Source organism: Brevundimonas sp. (assembly GCF_965279155.1).
Lineage (GTDB): Bacteria > Pseudomonadota > Alphaproteobacteria > Caulobacterales > Caulobacteraceae > Brevundimonas.
In genome coordinates, this window is the sequence record NZ_OZ257138.1 from 730,375 (window position 1) to 749,637 (window position 19,263).

Genomic DNA, 19,263 nt, shown 5'->3' on the forward strand with positions numbered 1-19,263 from the left:
TCGATCTTCAGGACGAAAGGTCGTCGTTCGGAAGCGGCGACCAATCCGTCCAGTTCTGGGCGGTGTGATAGACACGCATCACTCTCAGCGTCTCGTCCGCCCCGCCGACAAGGCTGTAGATCACGATGTAAGGCGTCCGCAGCACGGCCTTTTCATAGGTTCCTGGCCGTTCGCCGGGACGACCTATTGGGCGTTTCGCAAGGGCGTCGATCGTCTTCCTGATCCGATCCGCTGTGCCTTGCGCCGCATCAGGATTGCGTTCGGCGAGATAATCGATGGCGGCCCCATATTGAGCCAAGGCGGTTTCGGACCATTCGATCAGCCTCACCGGGCTACCGATGCTTGTCGATCGTGGCCTGGATCTGACGCATGGCGTCTTCGTGCGACACCACTCGCCCATGCTCAAAATCGTCCAAGGCGGCGTCGATGGCGACCTGCATCTCCATTTCACGATCCAGGAAGGCTTCGAGGCTTCGTTCGGCGACCGAGGAAGGCGAGCGCTGCGTCTGCGCGGCGTAGCGGCCGAGCTTGTCCTTCAGTTCCTGACTGACCCGCAGAGTGAGCGTCGCCGACTTCGCCATGATCGCCTCGCTTGGATGTCGTGCAATGTAACACATTGACCCGTCGCATCGCCACTCCTACCACCCCGTCATGACTGAAGCCCTGCCCCTGAACGACCGTATCGCCCTCGTCGTCGGCGCCTCGCGCGGCATCGGCTATGAGAGCGCGCTGGCCCTGGCCAAGGCGGGCGCGCACGTCATTGCGACCGCTCGCACCCAGGGCGGTCTGGAAGAGCTGGACGACGCCATCTTCGCCGCCACCGGCCGCCACGCGACCCTGATCCCGTTCGATCTGGTGGACGGCGGGGCCATCGACCGGCTGGGCGGCGCCATCTTCGAACGCTTCAAGAAGCTGGACATCTGGGTCCATGCCGCGGCCACAATGGGGCCGTCGGGCCTGACGCCGGTGTCCCACGCCGACCCGCGCGAGTTCGCCAAGATCGAGAAGACCAACTTCACCGCCGTCTATCGCCTGATCCGCTCGCTGGAGCCGCTGTTGCGCGCCTCCGACGCCGGTCGCGCCATCCACTTCACCACCAGCGTCGCCAGCGCGCCCAAGGCCTTCTGGGGCATGTACGCCGCGACCAAGGCCGGAGCCGAGGCCTTGGTGAAGGCCTGGGCCGACGAGATCGAGAGCACGCCTGTCCGTGTCAGCATCGTCGATCCCGGCCGGATGCGCACCGCCATGCGCGCCCAGGCCTATCCGGGCGAGGATCCGTCCGGCCTGCCCCACCCGTCCGAAATCGGGCCTCTGGTCGTCGATCTGGCCAGCGGCGACGCCACGCCCCCGCTGACGATCCGGTTCCGCGACTGGAAGGCCGGACCGACGACGGAGGCGCTGGTCTAGGCCGGGATCAGCCCCAGGCGCCGGCGCCCGGCTCCTCACGGAAAGAGAAGTCTCCGTCGGTCGATACTGACAGGTCGCGCCAGGCCTCCAGCTCCTTCGTCAGCCCCGCGATCTTGCCCTCGATCATGCCCAGGGCGTCCGTCCCGGCCGCCCATCGCACTGGCGGATTTTCCGCATTGGCCAAGGTCACCAGCGCCTGACCCAGCTTGGCGGGATCGCCTGCCTGGTTATGGCTGCGAGCCTCATAGAAGTCGCGTAGCGCAGCCGAGGCCTGGGCGTAGTCGGCGATGGGGTTGGCGGCATAGACGACCGAGGTCGCGTCCAGGAAGTCGGTACGAAAGAAGCCCGGCTCGACGATGGTGACATGGACGCCGAAGGGGCCGACTTCTTGGGCGATCGACTCGCTGAAGCCCTCGATGGCGAACTTCGACGCGCAATAGATCCCGCCGGACGCCCCTCCGACCATGCCCCCCACGGACGAGACGTTGAACACATGGCCCGAACGCTGGGCGCGCATGACCGGCAGGACAGCGCGGGTCATCTCGAACAATCCAAAGACATTGGTGTCGAACTGGCTGCGCGCGTCCTGAGCGGTCGTCTCCTCGAAGATGCCGAGGTGGCCATAACCGGCGTTGTTGACCAGCACGTCGATGCGGCCGAAGCGGGCCATGGCGGCCTCGACGGCGGCTGCGATGGCGGCCGCGTCCGTGACGTCCAGCGCCACGGACAGGACGGTGTCGCTGTCGGGGCCGAAGGCCTTGATCAGGGCGTCGCGGTTTCGACCGGCGACGACGACGCGGTCGCCGGCGTCCAAGGCGGCGCGGGCGATCCCGGCGCCCAGGCCACGGGCCGCGCCGGTAACAAACCAAATCTTTTGAATGGTCGTTGTCATAGGAAGTCTCCTCTGTCTGACGAGACAGAGAAGACGCTGTTTCAGCCGAATGGCGTTAGGGCGATCCGGGCGAAGTCTTGCACGATCCTGTCAAACCGCCCTCGCCCGCTTGCGCGCACGCGACGACAGGCGTTGGATGCGTCCATGATCCTCTTGCCCGAAATGACCGACATCGTCGCGCGTCACGCGCCGCCGGATTTGTCGCGCTCCGCCGTGCCGGGCCTGCGCCTGTACGGCAGCGACGCGCAGACGCGGCTTATCGCCGTGGCCTATGATCCCATGCTGTGCCTGGTGGTATCGGGCGCCAAACAGACCATCTTGGGCGAGACGGTCTATTCCTATCGGGCCGGCGACTGTCTGGTGGTGTCGGCCGAGCTGCCGGTGTGCGGCAGCATCGTCGAGGCGCCGTATCGCGCGCTCAGCTTCGACCTGAACCCCGCGACAATCGCCGGCCTGATGCTGGAGATCGACGCCCCCGACGCCTCGGATCAGCCGCCGCCCATCGGCATCCAGGTGACCCGGCTGGAGGATGAACTGCTGGACCCCATGGCGCGCCTGCTTCGCCTTCTGGACAGACCGGGCGAGATCGCCGTGATGACGCCGATGATCGAGCGCGAACTGGTCTGGCGCCTGCTCCACAGCCGGCACGCCGCCACCGTGCGCCAGATCGGCTCGGGCGAAAGCCGTCTGTCGGGCGTCAGCCGCGCCATCAGCTGGATCCGCGCCCACTACGCCCAGCCGATACGGCTGGAGACCCTGTCAGACATGGCCGGCATGAGCCTGTCCACCTTCCATCGGCATTTTCGCACGGTGACGACCATGAGCCCGCTGCAGTTCCACAAGCAGGTACGGCTGCGAGAAGCGCGCGCCCGGCTGCTGACCGGCCTCGATGGCGCAGCCGAAACCGGCTTCGCCGTCGGCTACGACAGCCCCTCCCAATTCAGCCGCGAATACGCCCGTCAGTTCGGCCTACCGCCCGGCAGGGATGCTGCAAGGATGCGCGAAACCCTGATGGTCGGCTGACCGTTCGTCCCTGACGGCTGCATCCGGTCCCAGGCGCCTTGCTGCAGGTCGAGCGCAGCGGTCATGGGCCGGACATGACCCTGTTCCAGCCCTTCCTCGTCCTTCACATCGCGACCGGCATGGCCGCCGTCCTGGTCGGCTTCGCTCCGTTGTTGACCGCCAAGGGGTCGCGCGCGCATCGGCTGTGGGGTCGCGCCTTCGTGGTGCTGATGACGACCCTGCTGGCCTGCGCCTGGGTGATGACGGCGCTGCGCTTCAACACCTATTTCCTGGCCCTGTCGGCGACGGCGTCGCTGACCCTGTTCTCGGGCGTGCGGATGCTGGGGCGCAAACGGCCTGATGTCCGACCCCAGGATCGAGCCAGACCGCTGGACTGGGCGGCGACGTTCGGCGCTTTGGGCATCGGCGTCTGGGTGTTGGCCTTGATCGCACTGGGCCGCTCGGACGGCCCACCCGTGGTGTCTGCGGCCCTGGCCTATGGAGCGTTGTCGGTCGCGGCTTGGGACTTGTGGCGCTTTTTACGACCGCGCGACTGGCCTTTCTCGCCCGACTTGTGGAGATACGAGCATCTGGTGAAGATGCTGAGCGCTCATGCGGCGGTGCTCAGCGCCTTTTCCGGCAACTTCCTGACCTTCCTGCCCCAGCCCTGGAGCCAGCTCTGGCCGACCGTCCTGTTCCAGTCCATGGCCGTGATCTGGACGGCGACCCTGATCCTGCGGCGTCGCGCCCTACAGGCATGAGGACGCCGTCGGTCGCCGTCGTCATGATGGGGTTCACAGCCTATTCCTATGCGGCGACGGTGGCGTCCGTGGCCTGGTACCTGCGACGGGATCGGCCAGACCTGACTCTGCCGACATCCTTGCTGTGGGCCGCCTTGACCTATGCGCCGTGGCTGGTCGTCGGCCTGATGGTCTGGCTGGTGATGCGGCGATGGGGCGCCGGTTGGAAGGCGGCGGACGTCCTGACCGGGCTGATGGTCGCCGTCGTGCCGCTGATCGCCGCCCTCGGCGCACGGATCGACCTGACCTTCCTGCATCTGACCCCCACGCCGGATGACTGGATCAAGCGGATCATCGACCGGCTGCCGGTCGCCCTGCTGCTCTATACCGCGACCGTCGCCGTCGGCCTTGCCGCCGCCCAGTGGCGCAAGGCGCGCGAGGCTCAAGTTAGCCTCGACCACCTGACCCGCGCCCTGGCCCTCGCTCGCCAGGTTCAGCCCGACGACGCCCGCCTGCTGGTTTCGACCGGCAGAAGCCGCGCCTCGGTCGATCTTCGGGCGGTGGAATGGTTCGCCTCGGCGGGCAACTATGTGGTCGTGAACTGGGACGGGCGCGAGGGCCTGGTCCGCGACACCCTTCAGGCGCTGGAGACGGGTCTGGACACGCGGCTGTTCGCCCGCATCCATCGCTCTACCCTGGTCAATCTGGCGCGAGTCGAGGGGGTGCAGCCCCTATCGGACGGGTCCTGGCGGCTGACGATGCAGAGCGGCGCCGAACTGGTGGTCAGCCGCACCTATCGCGACGCCGTTCTGGGGCGGCTGGGTCGCGCAGCTTAGGGTAGTCGGGCCAGAACCCGCAGCCAGCCCTCGGCCTGGGCCAGGTCGATGGCTTCGAACAGCGGGATCGCCAGCAGAAAGACCAGACCGTCGCGGATGGTGGTCAGGAAGAAGGACGGCCGCACCGACAGTTCCGCCTCGTCGCGCCACAGCGCGAACTTGGGCCAGAAACGCGGCGTCAGGGCCTTGTAGGCCGCATAGTCGACGCCAAAAGTCGCGCCCAGCCAGGCCTCTTCGCGGCGCACGGTCAGATAGAAGACCGCCAGCGACGCCAGGGTGAACAGCACCGCCAGGGTCAGGCTGCCGCTTTGGGCGCCGATGCCGAAAGCGCCGAAGAAGCTGAAGATATAGAGCGGGTTGCGACTGATCGAATAGGGTCCGCGCGAGACGATCTCGGCCTTCTTGCGTCCGCCGATATAGAGCGAACACCAGGCGCGGCCGACGATTGCGAAGACGATAGCGGCAAGGCCCACGGCCTCGACGCCTTCATGCAGCGGACTGTCCAGCCCGGTGGCGGACTGGGACACCATGGTCAGTCCGACCAGGGCCAGCAGGGCGACAAGGACGGCGCCCTTGCGGATCTTCTGAACCGCCTGAAGGTCGAACACCTGGGTCGTGGTCATGAATCGCTCCGGATTGATCCCAAATCCAAGCGCCGCTTTCAACAGACGAGCAAGCGGTATGTTTGCGAGCGAAAATCGGTCTCGCAAAGACCGGGGACCGACGGTTCAGAGACTCGACAGCAGATCCGCCAATTCGGCTGGCCAGATCGTCTCGGTCGAGGCGCGAATGTCGGCGAGGCTCCACCAGCGATGCGCGACCAGAACGTCGCGCTCTTCCTCGGTCCATCCGGCGGACGACAGGTCGAAGGCCTCGGTCCGCAGCAGGAAGAACCGCTGATCCACATCGGCCATACGGCCGTCGGGCAGGCGGAAACTGACGCGGACCTGGGCGACCTGCGGGCCGGGATCGGCGACGACCAGGCCCGTCTCCTCGAACAGTTCGCGACGGGCCGCGTCCTCATAGGTCTCGCCCGGCTCACAGCCGCCGCCGGGCGTGGCCCAGAAGGCCGTGCCGGCCAGAGGCCCCTGGGAAAAGACGAAATGCAACAGCAGCACCCGCCCCTGCCCGTCCAGGATCAGCCAGCGCGAGGTCGGCCGGTCGGGAAGGACGGGCGCGACCGCTTCGGTCACGCCGTCACTTCTTGGCGCCGCCCTTTTGGCCCGTACGAATCCGGCCGGAGCGCGAGACCTGGCGGGCGCCGCCACGGGCGCCCTTCTGGACCGCAATCGACGAGCCGGCCTTCTTGGAGGCGCTGGATTTAAGCCCGGCCAATATCTTGGGCTGGGCCTTGCGGGTCTTCTTCTGCTCCAACGCCTTGCCGGGCAGCTTGGACAGCGCCTCTTCCTTCTCGGCCTTCTTGATCACGCGGCGCGGCGCGGTCTTGGCGTCGCCCTTGTAGCGTTCCGGTCCCGACTTGGCGCCGCCCTCGGCATAGGGGTTCACGCCGCTGGACTTGACGTTCAGGCGGATCGGCGTGCCCGGCAGGTCGAAGCTCTCGCGGATCGAGTTGACCAGATAGCGCTTGTAATGCTCGGGCATCGACTCGGCCCGGTTGGCCATCAGCACGAAGGTCGGCGGACGGGCCTTGGTCTGGGCGATGTATTTCGGCTTGATCCGCTTGCCGTCCACGGCGGGGGGCGGGTGCCGCTGGGTGGCCATGGACAGCCAGGTGTTCAGGTCCTTGGTCTTCACCTTGACCGACCAGGTGTCATAGGCCTGAAGCACGGCCGGCATCAGGCGTTCGACACCGCGCCCGCTGTGCGACGACAGCACCACGAAGGGCGAACCCTTCAGCTGGGGAAGCTTGTCCTCGGCCATGCCTTTCAGCTTGGCCATGCGGGCCTGGGGCTCTTCTTCCAGGTCCCATTTGGACGCGACATAGACCAGGGCGCGGCCTTCGCGCTCGACCAGGTCGGCCAGTTGCAGGTCCTGGGTGTCGAAGGCGTCGTCCTTGTCCATCATCAGGATGACGACTTCGGCGAAGGTGATGGCCCGGATGGTGTCGGCGACCGACAGCTTCTCCAGCTTCTCCTGCACCCGCGCCTTGCGACGCATCCCGGCCGTATCGACCAGGCGAATATTCTTGCCCTCGAACTGCCAGTCGACCGAGATGGAGTCGCGGGTGATGCCCGCTTCCGGCCCGGTCAGCAGGCGGTCGTCGCCGATCAGGCGGTTGATCAGGGTCGATTTTCCGGCGTTCGGACGGCCGATGACGGCGATGCGGATCGGCTTGTCCGGCTCGTCGATCTCTTCGACGAAGATGTCTTCGGACGCCGCGCGGATGGCCTTGTACAGGTCGGCCATGCCCTCGCCGTGCTCGGCCGAGATGGCGACGGGTTCGCCGAAGCCCAGGGCGTGCGCCTCGCCCACGCCGCCGCCGCTCTCGCGGCTCTCGGACTTGTTGGCCAGCAGGATGATCGGCTTGTGAACCTTGCGCAGGCGCTCGGCGAAGATGCGGTCCAGCGCGGTGACGCCTTCGCGGGCGTCCATCATGAACATGACCAGTTCGGCGTCGTCCAGCGCGGCCTCGGTCTGCTCGCGCATCCGGGCTTCCAGGCTGTCGTCGGTGACATCCTCGTAGCCGGCCGTGTCGATCAGCGTCAGATCCATGTCGCCGATGTTGCCGTCGGCATAGCGCCGGTCGCGGGTCACGCCGGGGCGATCGTCGACCAGCGCGAGGCGCTTGCCGACGAGGCGGTTGAACAGTGTCGATTTGCCCACATTGGGGCGGCCGACGATGGCGACCTTCAGAGCCATGTCGGCTTTCTAGCTTAGTTCGGGCTGAAAATCAGCGGATGCAGATCAGCTGACCGTTATCGGTCAGCACGTACAGGGCGCCGTTATAGGCGGCAGGCGCGATATAGGCGGGCGCGCCCAGCTTCAAGGTCGTCTGCGCGGCGCCGGTCTTGGGATCGAAGGCCACGGCCTCGCCGAACGAGTTGACCATCACCAGGCGGTTGGACGCCAGCAGCGGGCCCGACCATTGCGGCGTCAGTTCGCGGTCGAAGAAGCCGAACAGGCCGCCTTCCTTGCGAACGCGTCCCTCGTTCAGCTCGCGGGTCCAGTAGATCTGGCCCGTGTCGCGGTTGACGGTGATCAGTTGGCCCGACTTGGACACCACGAAGACGGCGTCGCCGACCGGCAGCGGCGCGTTCACGCCGGTCACCGGCAACTGCCACTTGGCTTGGCCCGAACGCAGGTCCAGCGCCGACAGGACGCCGGAATGGCTGACGCCATAGACCATGCCGCGGCTGATGACCGGACGGCCCGCCACGTCGCGAACCTCGGACAGGGCGCTGGTGCGGCTGGTGCGCGACAGGGTCTCTTCCCATACGGCCTGACCGTTCAGGGCGCTCAGCGCGACCAGTTGGCCGGATGCGAAGGGCGCGACGACGGTATTGCCGCTGACCGCCGGGCTGGAGGCGCGCATGACGCGCGCCGGCTCGGCGATGCCGCGATAGGTCCAGTCCTGGGCGCCGGTCGCGGCGTCGAAGGCGAACAACTGGCTGTCCACATCGACCACGAAGACGCGGTTGCCCGACACGGTCGGGGCGCCGTGGATCGGGGCGTCAACCTGCTGGGTCCAGACCACCGCGCCGGTGTTGACGTCCAGCGCCGACATCGAACGATAGCCCGAGGAGACGAACACCTTGCCGCCGCCTACGGCGACGCCGCCGCCGAAGCCGCCGTTGCGATCGCGGTCGGCGTTCTTGACGTTGGCCTTCCACAGGACTTCGCCAGTGTCGGCCGACACGGCCGAAACGGTTGATTCGCCGTCCAGCACGAAGATCTTGCCGTCGGCGGCCACGATGGGCGCCATGACGTTTCCGACGTGGGCCGAGCCCTCGCCGATGTTGCGCTTCCAGGCGATCTGGAAGTTCGGCGCGGCGATGACGTGTTCGACCAGGTTCTCGGATGTGCCGCCCGGCTGGGTCCAGGCCGTGATCGCCTGGGGTCCGGGCAGGAAGAAGTCGCGGCCCGACAAGGCGGCCGACGGCGTCAGGCTCTGTTCGAACTCCAGCACCGAAATACGCTGACCGGCCGAGGCGGTCGCGGCGGCTTCGTCCTTACCCCCGCCCAGGCCGAACGGCAGGTTGCGGCGCACGGTGCCGCAGGACGCGACCGTCACGGCGACGCCGCAGATCAGCGCGACTTTCAGAACTCGGTTCATCGGGGGCGTCCTGTAAGGGGTCGTCACTATTGGGCGGCCGGCGCGGCGGCGGGAGCCGCCGCAGGCGCCGAAGGAGTCATGGCATTTGCGGCGACGGGCGCCGGGGGCGTCGCTGTGGCGGCGGCGTCGATGATCGGCTTGATCGCGCCTGCGGTGCCGGCGTCGATGGATTCCACCGCGATCTGGGCGCGCTGACGCACCGAATCCGGCACGTCCTGACCCAGTTGCAGCAGGACGAAGGCCTCACGGGCCTCCTTGGTCTTGCCGTGCTGGAGCCGCGCCAGGGCCAGGGCTTCTTGGGCGAAGGCATGCAGCGGACGGTCATCCTCGGCCAGCGGCGTCAGACGGGCCTCGATATCGGCCAGAGGCGCGGTGTCCATGATCAGGAAAGCGGCCTTCAGCGCGGGCGGGTCTGACAGCAGCGGATCGCTGGACGCCTTGGCGGCTTCGTCGAACAGACGGACGGCGTCGGGGAACTTGTTGGCGCTGACGGCCAGGCCGGCCTGCTGTTGCAGAGCCATGACCTTATAGGCGCCGTTGCCTTCCTTGACCGCTTCCTCGAAGGCGGCGCGGGCGTCCATCGGCTTGTCGGCCCTCAGGGCCTCCATGCCGCGATCATAGGCCTCGGCGCCCTTGCCGGCCTTGTTCGTGTTGAAGCTGTCCCAGCCCCACCAGCCCAATGCGCCGATCAGGGCGACCACCAGCACCACGCCGAAGACGGGCAGCCAGGTCTTGGCCAGACGCTTCACCTTTTCGGAGCGAAGCTCCTCCTCGACCTGCTCGAAGACATCAACCACTGAAACGTCGCCCCAAAATCGCGAAATGCAAACCGGCGCGGACCCTAGAAGGTCGGCTCCCCGCCCGCAACGTCGTCCGTTACTGCGAAGCCGGCTTTTTCGAGAAGTAGGTCTCGACTTCGGCAGGAAAACGGCGGGTTTTCACATCGGCGGCGAAAGCGGCGGCGGCGCGGTCGATCTCTGTGCGCAGATCGGCGTATTTGCGCACGAAGCGCGGGGTCCAGTCGAACATGCCCAGCATGTCGTTGATCACCAGCACCTGACCGTCGCAGGCGGCCGAGGCGCCGATGCCTATGGTCGGCGTGTCGATGGTCTCCGTGATTTCGCGCGCCAGCGATTCGGCGACGCCCTCGATGACGATGCAGAAGGCGCCCGCCTCGGCCGTGGCCTTGGCTTCGGCCATCACCCGTTCACGCTCGTAATCGGTGCGCCCCTTGGCCTTGAACCCGCCCTCGGCCAGGATCGCCTGGGGCCGCAGGCCCACGTGGCCCATGACCGGTATGCCGCGCTTGACCAGGAACTCTACGATCTCAGCCAGTTCGATGCTGGTCTCCAGCTTCACCGCCTGGGCGCCCGTTTCCTGCATCACGCGCACGCAGTTGGCGTAGGCGATCTCCTTGCCGCCCTCGTACGAGCCGAACGGCATGTCCACGACCACCATGGCCCGCTTGGCGCCCCGCATGACCGCCTGCCCGTGCAGGATCATCATCTCCAGGGTGACGCCCACCGTATTGGGCAGGCCGTGAACCGCCATGCCCAGACTGTCGCCGACCAGCAGCACGTCGCAGTGCGGGTCCAGCAGGGCCGCCATCGGCGCGTCATAGGCGGTCAGGCAGACGATCGGCTCGCCGCCCTTGCGACCGGCGATATCGGGAACGGAGATCCGCTTGACGGTCTCCTGCGTTTGAATGGACATCCGGCGGGCCTCCTGTCTGAACGCGGTTCAGATAGGCCCGCACGCCGGCGAAGTCACCTTCAGACGTCCTGCGACAACCGCGCCGCGCCCGCCGCCAGCACCGCAGCCATAGCCCCGGCCACGATCCAGAAGGCCAGAACGCCCGTGCCGCTGGACAGATCGACCGAGCCGACGCCCAACCCGTCCAGTCCCGACTGGGCCGCGCCCTGCGCCGTCGCCGCCGCCGCGCGCAGTCCCTGGTCCAGCGTCGTCTCGCCGCCTGCGGCGAAGTTCACGGTCAGACCCTCGCGAATCGCCAGCGCGCCCCCGACCAGCCCGGCCGCCGTCAACGCCAGCACCCGCCAGCGCGACCGCTTCTCCATCCGCGCCTGCAGCGTCGCCAGGAACAGGGCCTCGTCGGCCAGTCGCGGGCTTTGCGCGAACATCCGCTCGATCATCGGATCGAATTCATCAGCCGACATGGATCGACCTCCCGTCGCCCTGCGCCGGTTGAAGCCGCGCGCGAAGTTTATCCAGACCACGTTTGACATGGGATTTCACCGTTCCGAGCGGCAAATTCATGGCCGCCGCGATTTCGGGATGTGACATCCCTGCGCCGTGGCACAGGGACACGCACACCCGCTCGGTTTCGTTGAGCGTCTTCAGCGCCTCGTCCAGATCCATCAGGCCGCCGCGATCGACCACGACATCCGCCTGATCCGTCTCGACCTCGGCGACATAGCGGGCCTCCTTGGCGACCCGCTTCAGATAAAGCCGCGCGGCGATCTTCTTGATCCAGCCCGCAAAAGTCCCCTGCCCCCGGAACTCCGAGCAGCGCTGGAACCCTTGCAGGAAGGCGTCCTGCGCCACGTCGTCGGACAGGGACGGCGTGGCCCCCATCCGGCGCAGCAGCCCACGCACCGCCGACCCATGCCGACGGACCAGTTCGCCATACTCGCGCCGCCCGCCGGCCGCCGCCTGGGCGGCCAGCTCGACATCGTGGAAATCTCTGAGTGTTTTGACCATGACGTTTCCCCCTTCCGGCGGACGTCAGTCTTTGTTCGGGTTGAAGAAGCCCAGGATGATGAAGGCGATGCCGATGGCGATCGGGATGCAGGCGATGCCCAGCAGCGCGCCTTGACCATTGCCGCCCCAGATGTGGCTCGTGCCCTCGACCACCAGGCCGAACCCGGCGATCCCGACGCCCGAGGCCAGGCTGAGCACGCCCTTGCGAATGTCCTTGCTGCGCGACGGCAGCCCCTTCTGCACATCCTTGGTCATCACATCGAGAAGTTCGGGCGGCAGCTCTTGGCCCTTGTCGACCGCGAGACGCACGGTCTCCTGCATGTCGCGCTTTTCGCGATACTTCAGGAAGGTGGGGCCGAAGACGATGGCCGTGATCGTGCCGAAGACGGCGAAGATGGCGAAGATCGGAATGAAGTCTTGCATGACGAATGTCCCTTGAACCGTTGCAGCAGCCTGATGCGGCGGCCTTCTGATCACAAGAGGCTGCACGGCGCCTCCACGGATGCGCCGCCTTACGTGAAATCTTCGTAAGGTCGCCGTTCCAGCCGTCGCCGGTTCGGTCTAGGGTCCGAACCTCAACCTCAGGAGCGCGTCCCATGGCCCATGTCACCTATCGCATCGTCGAACATGACGGCGGCTGGGCTTATACGTCCGGCGGCACCTATTCCGAGACCTTCGCCACCCATGACGACGCCAAGGCGGCCGCCGTCCGCGCCGCGCGCGAACAACGTGTGCCGGACGAGACCGCCGCCATCGAATACGAGACCGCCGACGGCAAATGGGTGACCGAGCGCGCCGACGGCCATGACCGCCCCGTCACGGACGTCGAGGGCTGACCACGGCGTGATCGGTCGTCGCACCCTGCTGGCCGCCGCAGCGTTCGCGCCGCTGGCGGCCTGTGCTGGCATCCCGGCGGCGCGCCCGGCCGCCGGGCTAAGGCTTGTCACATTCAACATCTGGCACAATCTCGGCGACTGGACCGCCCGCCGCCCGCTGCTGATCGCGGCGCTGAAGGCCCAGGACGCCGACGTCATCGCCCTTCAGGAAGTGCTGGAGGACGCGAACGTTGGTCTGGAGAACCAGGCCCGCATGCTGGCTCGCGAGCTGGGCGGCTACCACGTCGCCTTCGTCTCGACCGATCCCGAGGGGGCGCCGCGCCGATACGGCAACGCCCTGCTGACCCGCCTGCCGGTGCTGGCCGAAGACTCCATCAAGCTTGAACCGCTGGACGATTTCCGCACCGCGCTCCGTCTTCGGGTCTCGGTTCAGGGACGCCCGGTCGATGTCGTCGTCACCCATCTGGCCTGGCAGCCCGACGCCGGCCCGGTGCGCGCGCGTCAGATCTCGTCCCTGCTCAGCTGGCTGCCGCAGGAGGGCGTGCCCCTGATCGTCATGGGCGACTTCAATGCGCCCCTGGAGGATTCAGGCCTGGCGACCCTGACCGGCCCGCGTTTCCTCAGCGCAATGCCCCGCAATGCGGTCGCCACCACCCTGAACCCGGCCAAGGGTCACCCGAACCGCGTCATCGACCACATCTTCGTCGAGCCGGAGTTCTTCGCCCCCGTCGAGGCCCACGTCTTCGGCGACGCGCCCACGAACGGCGAATACCCCTCCGACCACTTCGGCGTCGCCGCGACCGTCCGGCTCAGGTAAGCACGGCGGCATAGACCTCGGGCTTGAACCCCACCAGCCGCCGATCCCCCAAGTCCAGCACAGGCCGTTTGATCATCGACGGCTGCGCCAGCATCAGCGCGATCGCCTTGGCCTTGTCGATGTCCGCCTTGTCCGCATCCGGCAACTTCTTGAACGTCGTCCCGGCCCGGTTCAGCACCGTCTCCCATCCATGTTCGTCGATCCACAGCCCCAGCTGCGCCGCATCCGCCCCGGCCTTCTTGTAGTCATGGAAGACATACTCGACCCCGTTCTGCTCCAGCCAGACCCGCGCCTTCTTGACCGTGTCGCAGTTGCGAATGCCATAGAGGGTGTAGGTCATGGGTATCTCGAATGTCGGATTTGGGCAGGAGAGTTCATAGCCGATTTCGACCCGTTGCGGACCTTCGCGGGTGCCTCGGCCTACGAAACCCAGACGGGTAGCCTAGCCGCCTCGGTCCAGCCCTGTGCCTCCCGGCGGTATAGGATGAGGTATCCACCCCCAGCGAGCGGGGCGAACTGTTGACCGAGATACACGATAGCTTCCCGGCCATCTGGAGAAACGACCGCACGATCCAGCATCACCTCTGCTTTTTGGAACCCCGCCTCGGGATCGGCTGACGCGGTATCGGGCGTGGTGCTTGGGAAGCGACCACTGGCGCCGTCGGCGCGTGCCCTCACCTCTGGACAAGTGTTGCCGTTCATAGGCGTGGAAAGCGCGAAAGCCCGAGCCATTTCCACGGAAGGCCCATCTGTTCGCACCGGAGTTCCGCCACCGGCAAAGCCGGTATGCCAACCGATATACCAGTCCGGGTCTTCACCTGCCTTTGGGACCTGAAGAACGACATCTGCTGTTCGCCAGTCGTCACCTTGTCGTGGCGCAGCATCCGATAGCGACCATGGCCGGTCGTCCGAAGTGTTTGACGCCAACGCTATGTCAGTGACTTCGCACGTTGCCAGCAGATCGCCTTGAGGTCGCGTGGCCTCGTCAGTTGAACCACAGCCCGCCGTGAGGACGGCTAGACCCAGCAGAACTAGAGCGTGTGACTGAGACATCCTACAGCGATACTCGCATCAAGGTTCGCTAACCACCCCTAGCTGATATTAGAAATGTCCGTCTTGAGGTGCGCATTCCGCATAGGACCGAGGTGATACCGACAACGGCCTTCACACATCTCCCAACCCTAATCCCACAACCGATCCGCAGCTTTTTCAGTAACTTCAAGGCCACCATCGTCAATCGATCCGACACCCCTCGAAACCGGCCTATAATCCCGGCCGGTCTTTGAAAACGTCCACGCCCTTGCGAGTTGCACCTTCTTGCACCTTGCACTGTTTTCGCCGTTGCAGTGCAACTTCGCCTGCCGCCGATTTCAGACGAAGTGCACAGATTGCACCCTGTTTTTCCATGCCGCGTCAGGCCGGCGAACCACACACCCGGCAATAGGGATCACGACGATAACAGCGTATGGTGAAATCTCTCCTGGAGAAGATCGCCATGGATCGCCGCAGCTTCGTCGCCATCGCCTCGATGGGCGCACTGATCAGTTCCTCCGCCTCCGCCGCCTCTTCGACCGATGACGCGCGGGCGGTCTCGGACCTCCTGGCCGAATATCAGGCGTCCTGGAACGCCGGCGACGCCGCCAGAATGTTCCGCCTGGCCACCGATGACATTCACTGGGTCAACATCGTCGGCATGCACTGGCAGGGCAAGGCGCAGGCCGAACTGGCGCACCGGGTTTATCTGGAGACGATGTTCCGCGGTGTGCCGCTGACCCTCGAAGAGGTCGAGAGCATCATGCCCCTGGGCGCCGATGCGCTGATCGTCGTCGCGCGCTGGAACATAGGCGCCTTCACGCCGCCGGATGGACAGGCGGTCCCGCCTTCAAAGGACCGGATGTCGCTGGTCCTGCACCGGACCAGCGCGGGGCTTCGGATCGCCCATGGCGCCAATGTGCAGATCAACACGGCCGTTCAGCAGTTCGATCCGGCAAAGGGAAAACCGCCTGCCTGAGGGGTCGGCATAACCGCTTCCCCTCCTAATCCCGCGACCGATCCGCTGCGTTTTCAGTCACATCAAGTCCAGCAGCGTCAATCGACCTGACGCCCCTTCAAACCGCGCTATAATCCCAGCCGGTCTTTGAAAACGTCAGCGCTCTCGCAAATTGCACTTTGTTGCACTTTGCACGCGTTTTCGGAGTGCAGTGCAATTTCGTCCGCCGCCGATTTCAGACGAAGTGCATAGATTGCACCCTGTTTTTCGGGATGGTCCGCCTAGGCCGCCACCCCGGCGATCACACCGATCACGATCACGATGACCGTCCCCAACGCCCCCGACAGGCCTATGGCCGCGAACAGGATCAGGGCCTTGCCGACGCCCGGCAGGACGCCGCGATACCACCGTCCCCGTCCCATGCGCAGGAAGGCGGCGAAGCCCAGCACGGCCATCAGCAGGCTGGCGATCAGGGCGGCCGGCCCCGTCCCGAACACGAACCAGGACAGCGGCAGCATCGGCACGGTCCAGGCGTTCAGATAGGCGAAGGACGCCCGGAACCCCCGGCGCACGCCCAAGTCTTCGGCGTCCCACAATCGAAACAGCGGCATGGCCGCGAGGGCATAAAGGGGGGCCATCACCGGTATGGTCAGAAAGGACATCCATCCGTCGGCGTCCGCCATGAAGGCGTCGCGCGACTTGCCGGCCTGCGCCAGCAGCGGGTTCAGCATCTCCGCCGGCATACCCTCCAGATAGCCGCTCAACCCGCCCTTCAGAAAGACGATCAGCATGATGATCGCGTTCAGCGTCAGATACAGCTTCAGCGGCTTGGCGTAGCGCCCGCCTCCGGTCGGCCCCTCGATCATCCAAGCCTGAAGCACAAGGCGCGGCCGCACCAGCAGATCGCGCGCCGTGCGCACCTCGGCCCCGCCGAAGCCCAGCGTATCCTCCGACAGATCCTTGATCGCCTGTTTGCGCGTCGTCTCGCCGTCGGTCATCGGATTCTCCCCAGAGCGGATGCATACACCGCCCGGTTGACCGCGCAAGCCGACGATCAGAACCGCTTGGTCAGGCCGACGCTGAACACCCGCCCGCGCGGATCGGCGACGACGGGATCGTAACCCAGGGCGAACTGCGCCAGCGGCGGCGCCTTGTCGGCGACATTGACCACCCCGACCGCCAGATCCAGATCGGCCCCGAGGGTGCGGCTGTAGAGCAGATCGACCGTCGTCTGGCTGGCGATGCTGGCGTCCGTGATCCCGCTGCGGTCGTTGGCGTAGCCGTCGGTATAGTGGACCAGGGCCGTCACGGCGTGCGCACCCCCGCTCCAGCCCAGGGCGAACTCGCCGCGATTGCGCGGCAGGGACCGGCCGATGTTGTTCAGATTGGTCGAGCCGACGCCCGACACCTGGGCCGCCGAGGCGTTCAGCCGGATGTCGTAGGCGTCCACATAGGTCCAGGTCGCAGCGGCCGACGCCTCCCCGCCCCACAGGCCGTGGCGATAGCGGGCCGACAGATCCAGCCCTTGCGTCTCTATCGACGAGGCGTTGACGAAATAGAGCTGGACGGAGGTCAGGGCGCCGCTGGGCGAGCGTGTGATGCGGCCCTGCGCGTCCGTGCCGGTCAGACCCGCCATCGTATCGGCGGTCGCCTGGTTGATGATGGCCTGCGCCGATTCCTTGACCACCTGGTCCGTATAGTCGAACCGCCAGGCGTCCAGCCCCAGCTCCAGCCCTTCCATCGGCTTCCACAGCGCGCCCAGGCTGAGGCTCTCGGACTTCTCGGGCTTCAGATCGGCCCGGCCCGAGGTCAGGGTGTTGACGAAGACGAAGGCGCCCCGGTCGAACACCGACGGCTGCGACGCCTGGGCGCCGGACTGGGCGTAGACCGACGGGGCGCGGAACCCCTGCCCCCAGGACGCTCGCAGGGCCAGGGCGTCGGTGACGTCCCAACGGATGGCTGCCTTGGGGCTGAACCGGCCCTCGTCGCCGTCATAGGATTCATAGCGGCCGGCCAGCTGCGCCTCGATCCGGTCACCCAGATGGAGGCGCGCCTCGGCGAAGGCGGCCAGCGCCTCCTGATCGCCCTCGAAGTCGGGCGACACCCCCGCCGTCAGCAGGTCGCCCGCATTGACCAGATCGCTCCAGTCGTGGCGGAAGGTGCTGCGGCGATACTGGGCGCCGACCGCGGCATCGACCGACCCGCCGGCCCAGGCATAGGCCTCGCCGCTGGTCGAGGCGTCTGCGGTCGTCAGAGTGGATGCGCCGCGCAGGCCGGTCGAACCGATCAAACTGTCGATCAGCGCCGCACTATTGGCCGTGCCGGTGCCCAGATGGGCGCTGCCAAACGGGTTGAAATACTGGCAGGCGCCGACGCCGGGCGCGCCCGTCGCCGGGTTGCAGCCGGCCCCGCCCAGGCCGTTCAGGGCGTTCTGCAAGGCGCTGCCGATGGTGTCGGGCTTGTCATAGGCGACGTGCTGACGGCTGCTGGTCGCGCTCAGGTTCCAGGTCCAGCCGTTGGAAAACCGCCCGTCCAAACCGCCGGCGATGCGCCAGGTCCGATAGTCGAACTCGGCCTGCGACGCCCCCGCCTCGGCGCCCAGCAGGCGCCCCCGGAACAGGACCGCCTCACCGAACGGATTGTCGGGATGCGACACCGGCACCGTCAGCGACCGCGCCAGGATCGGCAGCGACGGCGACTGGCGCGCGATGGTGTTCGTCGCCGACCAGGCCGCCTGCAACGACAGGGTCATGTCGCCCACAGGCCGACGATAGTCGGCGAACAGTTGCGTCCGCGTCTCCTCCGGCGTCAGGTCGAAGAAGTCGGAATAGTCCAGGCGGCAGAACGCATCCGTCGGCGCGTTCAGATAGGCGCTTGCGAACGCCGGATTCCCGCACGCCGGGTCGGGCGAGAACCCGTTGCGGCTGGGCCGGAAATAGGATCCCGGCTGGCCATAGCTGGTCACGGCGGTCCAGGCGGCGCGGCCATAGCGTTCGGCCTGGGTGAAGTCCCGCTCGTCCGACCCCAGGGCCGAACGATGGAAATGCGAGGCCGCCAGCGTCAGGTCGCCGCCCAGCAGTTTCAGCCCGCCGATGGCCTCGATCACGCTCTCTTCCGACCCGTCGGCGACGGCGTATTTGGCGCTGACCTCGGGCAGGTCCACGCCGCGCCGGGTGATGAAGTTGACCACGCCCGCCACTGCATCCGAACCATAGACGGCCGATGCGCCGTCCTTGACCACCTCGACCCGCTGAAGCGCGATCATCGGCACGAGCGAGTTGATATCCACGAAGCCCGAACCGTCCGTCGCAACCACCGCGCTGTTGGTCCAGCGCTGACCGTCCACCAGCACCAGCGTCGAACCGAGACCCAGATTACGCAGGTTGAACTGGGCCGTGCCCGAGCTCTGCGGCTGGTTCAGTTGATCGACCTGGGCTTCCGAGCCCGAGTTGGCGGTGACCAGGCGGACCAGTTGCGACGCGTCGGCGATCCCGGCGGCGGCGATAGTCTGGCGGCCTACCGTCTCGACTGGAGCAATCCGATCCCCGCCCGTGATCCGCGAGCCGGTGACGACGATGTCGTTTACCCGCGATGCTTCCTGCGCCTGCACTGCTCCGGCGACCGCCAGCCAGGCGACCGAAGCCGTCGCCATCAGGATTTTGCGCTGCGTCATGTCGTGGTCCCCGCGATCTGTGGCGGGCTTCTATCCAGCGCCGCCATTTTGCGAAAGCGTAATTTTGCAGTTTTGCAAATTGACTCCCGTCCGCGCCGGGCGAAAGTCACATCGGACA

The 19,263-nt window shown here is 66.5% G+C and carries 22 protein-coding genes; 7 read left to right on the top strand and 15 right to left on the bottom strand.

Annotated elements, in window-relative coordinates; translation table 11 throughout:
- Positions 1–7: 7 nt before the first annotated feature.
- Positions 8–328: a type II toxin-antitoxin system RelE/ParE family toxin gene (locus ACQY72_RS03675; RefSeq protein WP_428155820.1), complete on the bottom strand. Its 321-nt coding sequence runs from the start codon at positions 326–328 to the stop codon at positions 8–10.
- 4 nt (positions 329–332) lie between these two features.
- Positions 333–581 carry a CopG family ribbon-helix-helix protein gene (locus ACQY72_RS03680; RefSeq protein ID WP_428155821.1) on the bottom strand — a complete coding sequence of 83 codons (249 nt, stop codon included), beginning with the start codon at positions 579–581 and terminating at the stop codon, positions 333–335.
- Positions 582–651: 70 nt separating this feature from the next.
- Here ACQY72_RS03680 and ACQY72_RS03685 point away from each other — a divergent pair, with 70 nt between their 5' ends.
- Positions 652–1,407, top strand: coding sequence for an SDR family NAD(P)-dependent oxidoreductase (locus ACQY72_RS03685; RefSeq protein WP_428155823.1), 756 nt, complete (start codon positions 652–654; stop codon positions 1,405–1,407).
- Between the two features lie 7 nt (positions 1,408–1,414).
- Here ACQY72_RS03685 and ACQY72_RS03690 read toward each other — a convergent pair whose 3' ends face one another.
- Positions 1,415–2,299 (bottom strand): oxidoreductase, encoded by an 885-nt coding sequence (locus ACQY72_RS03690; protein ID WP_428155825.1) that lies wholly within the window; start codon positions 2,297–2,299, stop codon positions 1,415–1,417.
- 144 nt (positions 2,300–2,443) lie between these two features.
- Here ACQY72_RS03690 and ACQY72_RS03695 point away from each other — a divergent pair, with 144 nt between their 5' ends.
- The 3 genes from ACQY72_RS03695 to ACQY72_RS03705 are packed head-to-tail and all read left to right on the top strand — an operon-like array spanning position 2,444 to position 4,877.
- Complete coding sequence (locus ACQY72_RS03695) at positions 2,444–3,322, top strand: AraC family transcriptional regulator N-terminal domain-containing protein (RefSeq protein ID WP_428155827.1); 879 nt, start codon at positions 2,444–2,446, stop codon at positions 3,320–3,322.
- A gap of 38 nt (positions 3,323–3,360) precedes the next feature.
- The gene (locus ACQY72_RS03700; protein WP_428155829.1) at positions 3,361–4,062 is read left to right on the top strand and encodes a hypothetical protein; all 702 of its coding nucleotides are present in this window, start codon (positions 3,361–3,363) and stop codon (positions 4,060–4,062) included.
- A complete protein-coding gene (locus ACQY72_RS03705; RefSeq protein WP_428155831.1) occupies positions 4,059–4,877 on the top strand; it encodes a LytTR family DNA-binding domain-containing protein in 819 nt (272 codons plus the stop codon). Before ACQY72_RS03700 ends, ACQY72_RS03705 begins: the two co-directional genes overlap by 4 nt.
- Here the strand turns inward: ACQY72_RS03705 and ACQY72_RS03710 are convergent.
- From ACQY72_RS03710 to ACQY72_RS03750, 9 genes are all read right to left on the bottom strand, one after another.
- Positions 4,874–5,500, bottom strand: coding sequence for a methyltransferase family protein (locus ACQY72_RS03710; RefSeq protein ID WP_428155832.1), 627 nt, complete (start codon positions 5,498–5,500; stop codon positions 4,874–4,876). The genes ACQY72_RS03705 and ACQY72_RS03710 overlap by 4 nt on opposite strands.
- Before the next feature lie 105 nt (positions 5,501–5,605).
- On the bottom strand, positions 5,606–6,070 hold the full coding sequence (locus tag ACQY72_RS03715) for an NUDIX hydrolase (RefSeq protein ID WP_428155834.1): 465 nt from the start codon (positions 6,068–6,070) through the stop codon (positions 5,606–5,608).
- Between the two features lie 4 nt (positions 6,071–6,074).
- Positions 6,075–7,697 (bottom strand): ribosome biogenesis GTPase Der, encoded by a 1,623-nt coding sequence (der, locus tag ACQY72_RS03720; RefSeq protein ID WP_428155836.1) that lies wholly within the window; start codon positions 7,695–7,697, stop codon positions 6,075–6,077.
- Between the two features lie 31 nt (positions 7,698–7,728).
- A complete protein-coding gene (locus ACQY72_RS03725) occupies positions 7,729–9,111 on the bottom strand; it encodes a PQQ-binding-like beta-propeller repeat protein (RefSeq protein ID WP_428155838.1) in 1,383 nt (460 codons plus the stop codon).
- A gap of 26 nt (positions 9,112–9,137) precedes the next feature.
- A complete protein-coding gene (locus tag ACQY72_RS03730) occupies positions 9,138–9,908 on the bottom strand; it encodes a tetratricopeptide repeat protein (protein WP_428155840.1) in 771 nt (256 codons plus the stop codon).
- A 79-nt stretch (positions 9,909–9,987) separates the two neighbouring features.
- On the bottom strand, positions 9,988–10,824 hold the full coding sequence (panB, locus tag ACQY72_RS03735; RefSeq protein WP_428155842.1) for a 3-methyl-2-oxobutanoate hydroxymethyltransferase: 837 nt from the start codon (positions 10,822–10,824) through the stop codon (positions 9,988–9,990).
- 59 nt (positions 10,825–10,883) lie between these two features.
- Positions 10,884–11,285 carry a hypothetical protein gene (locus ACQY72_RS03740; RefSeq protein ID WP_428155843.1) on the bottom strand — a complete coding sequence of 134 codons (402 nt, stop codon included), beginning with the start codon at positions 11,283–11,285 and terminating at the stop codon, positions 10,884–10,886.
- Positions 11,275–11,829 carry an RNA polymerase sigma factor gene (locus ACQY72_RS03745; RefSeq protein ID WP_372694399.1) on the bottom strand — a complete coding sequence of 185 codons (555 nt, stop codon included), beginning with the start codon at positions 11,827–11,829 and terminating at the stop codon, positions 11,275–11,277. Before ACQY72_RS03745 ends, ACQY72_RS03740 begins: the two co-directional genes overlap by 11 nt.
- A 24-nt stretch (positions 11,830–11,853) precedes the next feature.
- Positions 11,854–12,252, bottom strand: a complete 399-nt coding sequence (locus tag ACQY72_RS03750; protein WP_428155844.1) for a DUF6249 domain-containing protein — start codon at positions 12,250–12,252, stop codon at positions 11,854–11,856.
- Between the two features lie 173 nt (positions 12,253–12,425).
- Here ACQY72_RS03750 and ACQY72_RS03755 point away from each other — a divergent pair, with 173 nt between their 5' ends.
- Together ACQY72_RS03755 and ACQY72_RS03760 are read left to right on the top strand one after the other, a co-directional pair.
- Positions 12,426–12,665 carry a DUF2188 domain-containing protein gene (locus ACQY72_RS03755; protein WP_428155846.1) on the top strand — a complete coding sequence of 80 codons (240 nt, stop codon included), beginning with the start codon at positions 12,426–12,428 and terminating at the stop codon, positions 12,663–12,665.
- A gap of 7 nt (positions 12,666–12,672) precedes the next feature.
- Positions 12,673–13,482, top strand: a complete 810-nt coding sequence (locus ACQY72_RS03760; RefSeq protein WP_428155848.1) for an endonuclease/exonuclease/phosphatase family protein — start codon at positions 12,673–12,675, stop codon at positions 13,480–13,482.
- Here the strand turns inward: ACQY72_RS03760 and ACQY72_RS03765 are convergent.
- Positions 13,475–13,822, bottom strand: coding sequence for an ArsC family reductase (locus ACQY72_RS03765; protein ID WP_428155850.1), 348 nt, complete (start codon positions 13,820–13,822; stop codon positions 13,475–13,477). The two genes, ACQY72_RS03760 and ACQY72_RS03765, sit on opposite strands and share 8 nt — an antisense overlap.
- Before the next feature lie 1,125 nt (positions 13,823–14,947).
- Here ACQY72_RS03765 and ACQY72_RS03770 point away from each other — a divergent pair.
- Entirely contained in the window at positions 14,948–15,493 is a 546-nt protein-coding gene (locus tag ACQY72_RS03770; protein WP_428155852.1) for an SgcJ/EcaC family oxidoreductase, read from the top strand.
- 260 nt (positions 15,494–15,753) lie between these two features.
- On the opposite strand, the gene ACQY72_RS03775 is transcribed toward ACQY72_RS03770, so the two are convergent.
- Together ACQY72_RS03775 and ACQY72_RS03780 are read right to left on the bottom strand one after the other, a co-directional pair.
- Positions 15,754–16,470, bottom strand: a complete 717-nt coding sequence (locus tag ACQY72_RS03775) for a hypothetical protein (protein WP_428155854.1) — start codon at positions 16,468–16,470, stop codon at positions 15,754–15,756.
- 56 nt (positions 16,471–16,526) lie between these two features.
- A complete protein-coding gene (locus ACQY72_RS03780; RefSeq protein WP_428155855.1) occupies positions 16,527–19,145 on the bottom strand; it encodes a TonB-dependent receptor plug domain-containing protein in 2,619 nt (872 codons plus the stop codon).
- Positions 19,146–19,263: the final 118 nt, after the last annotated feature.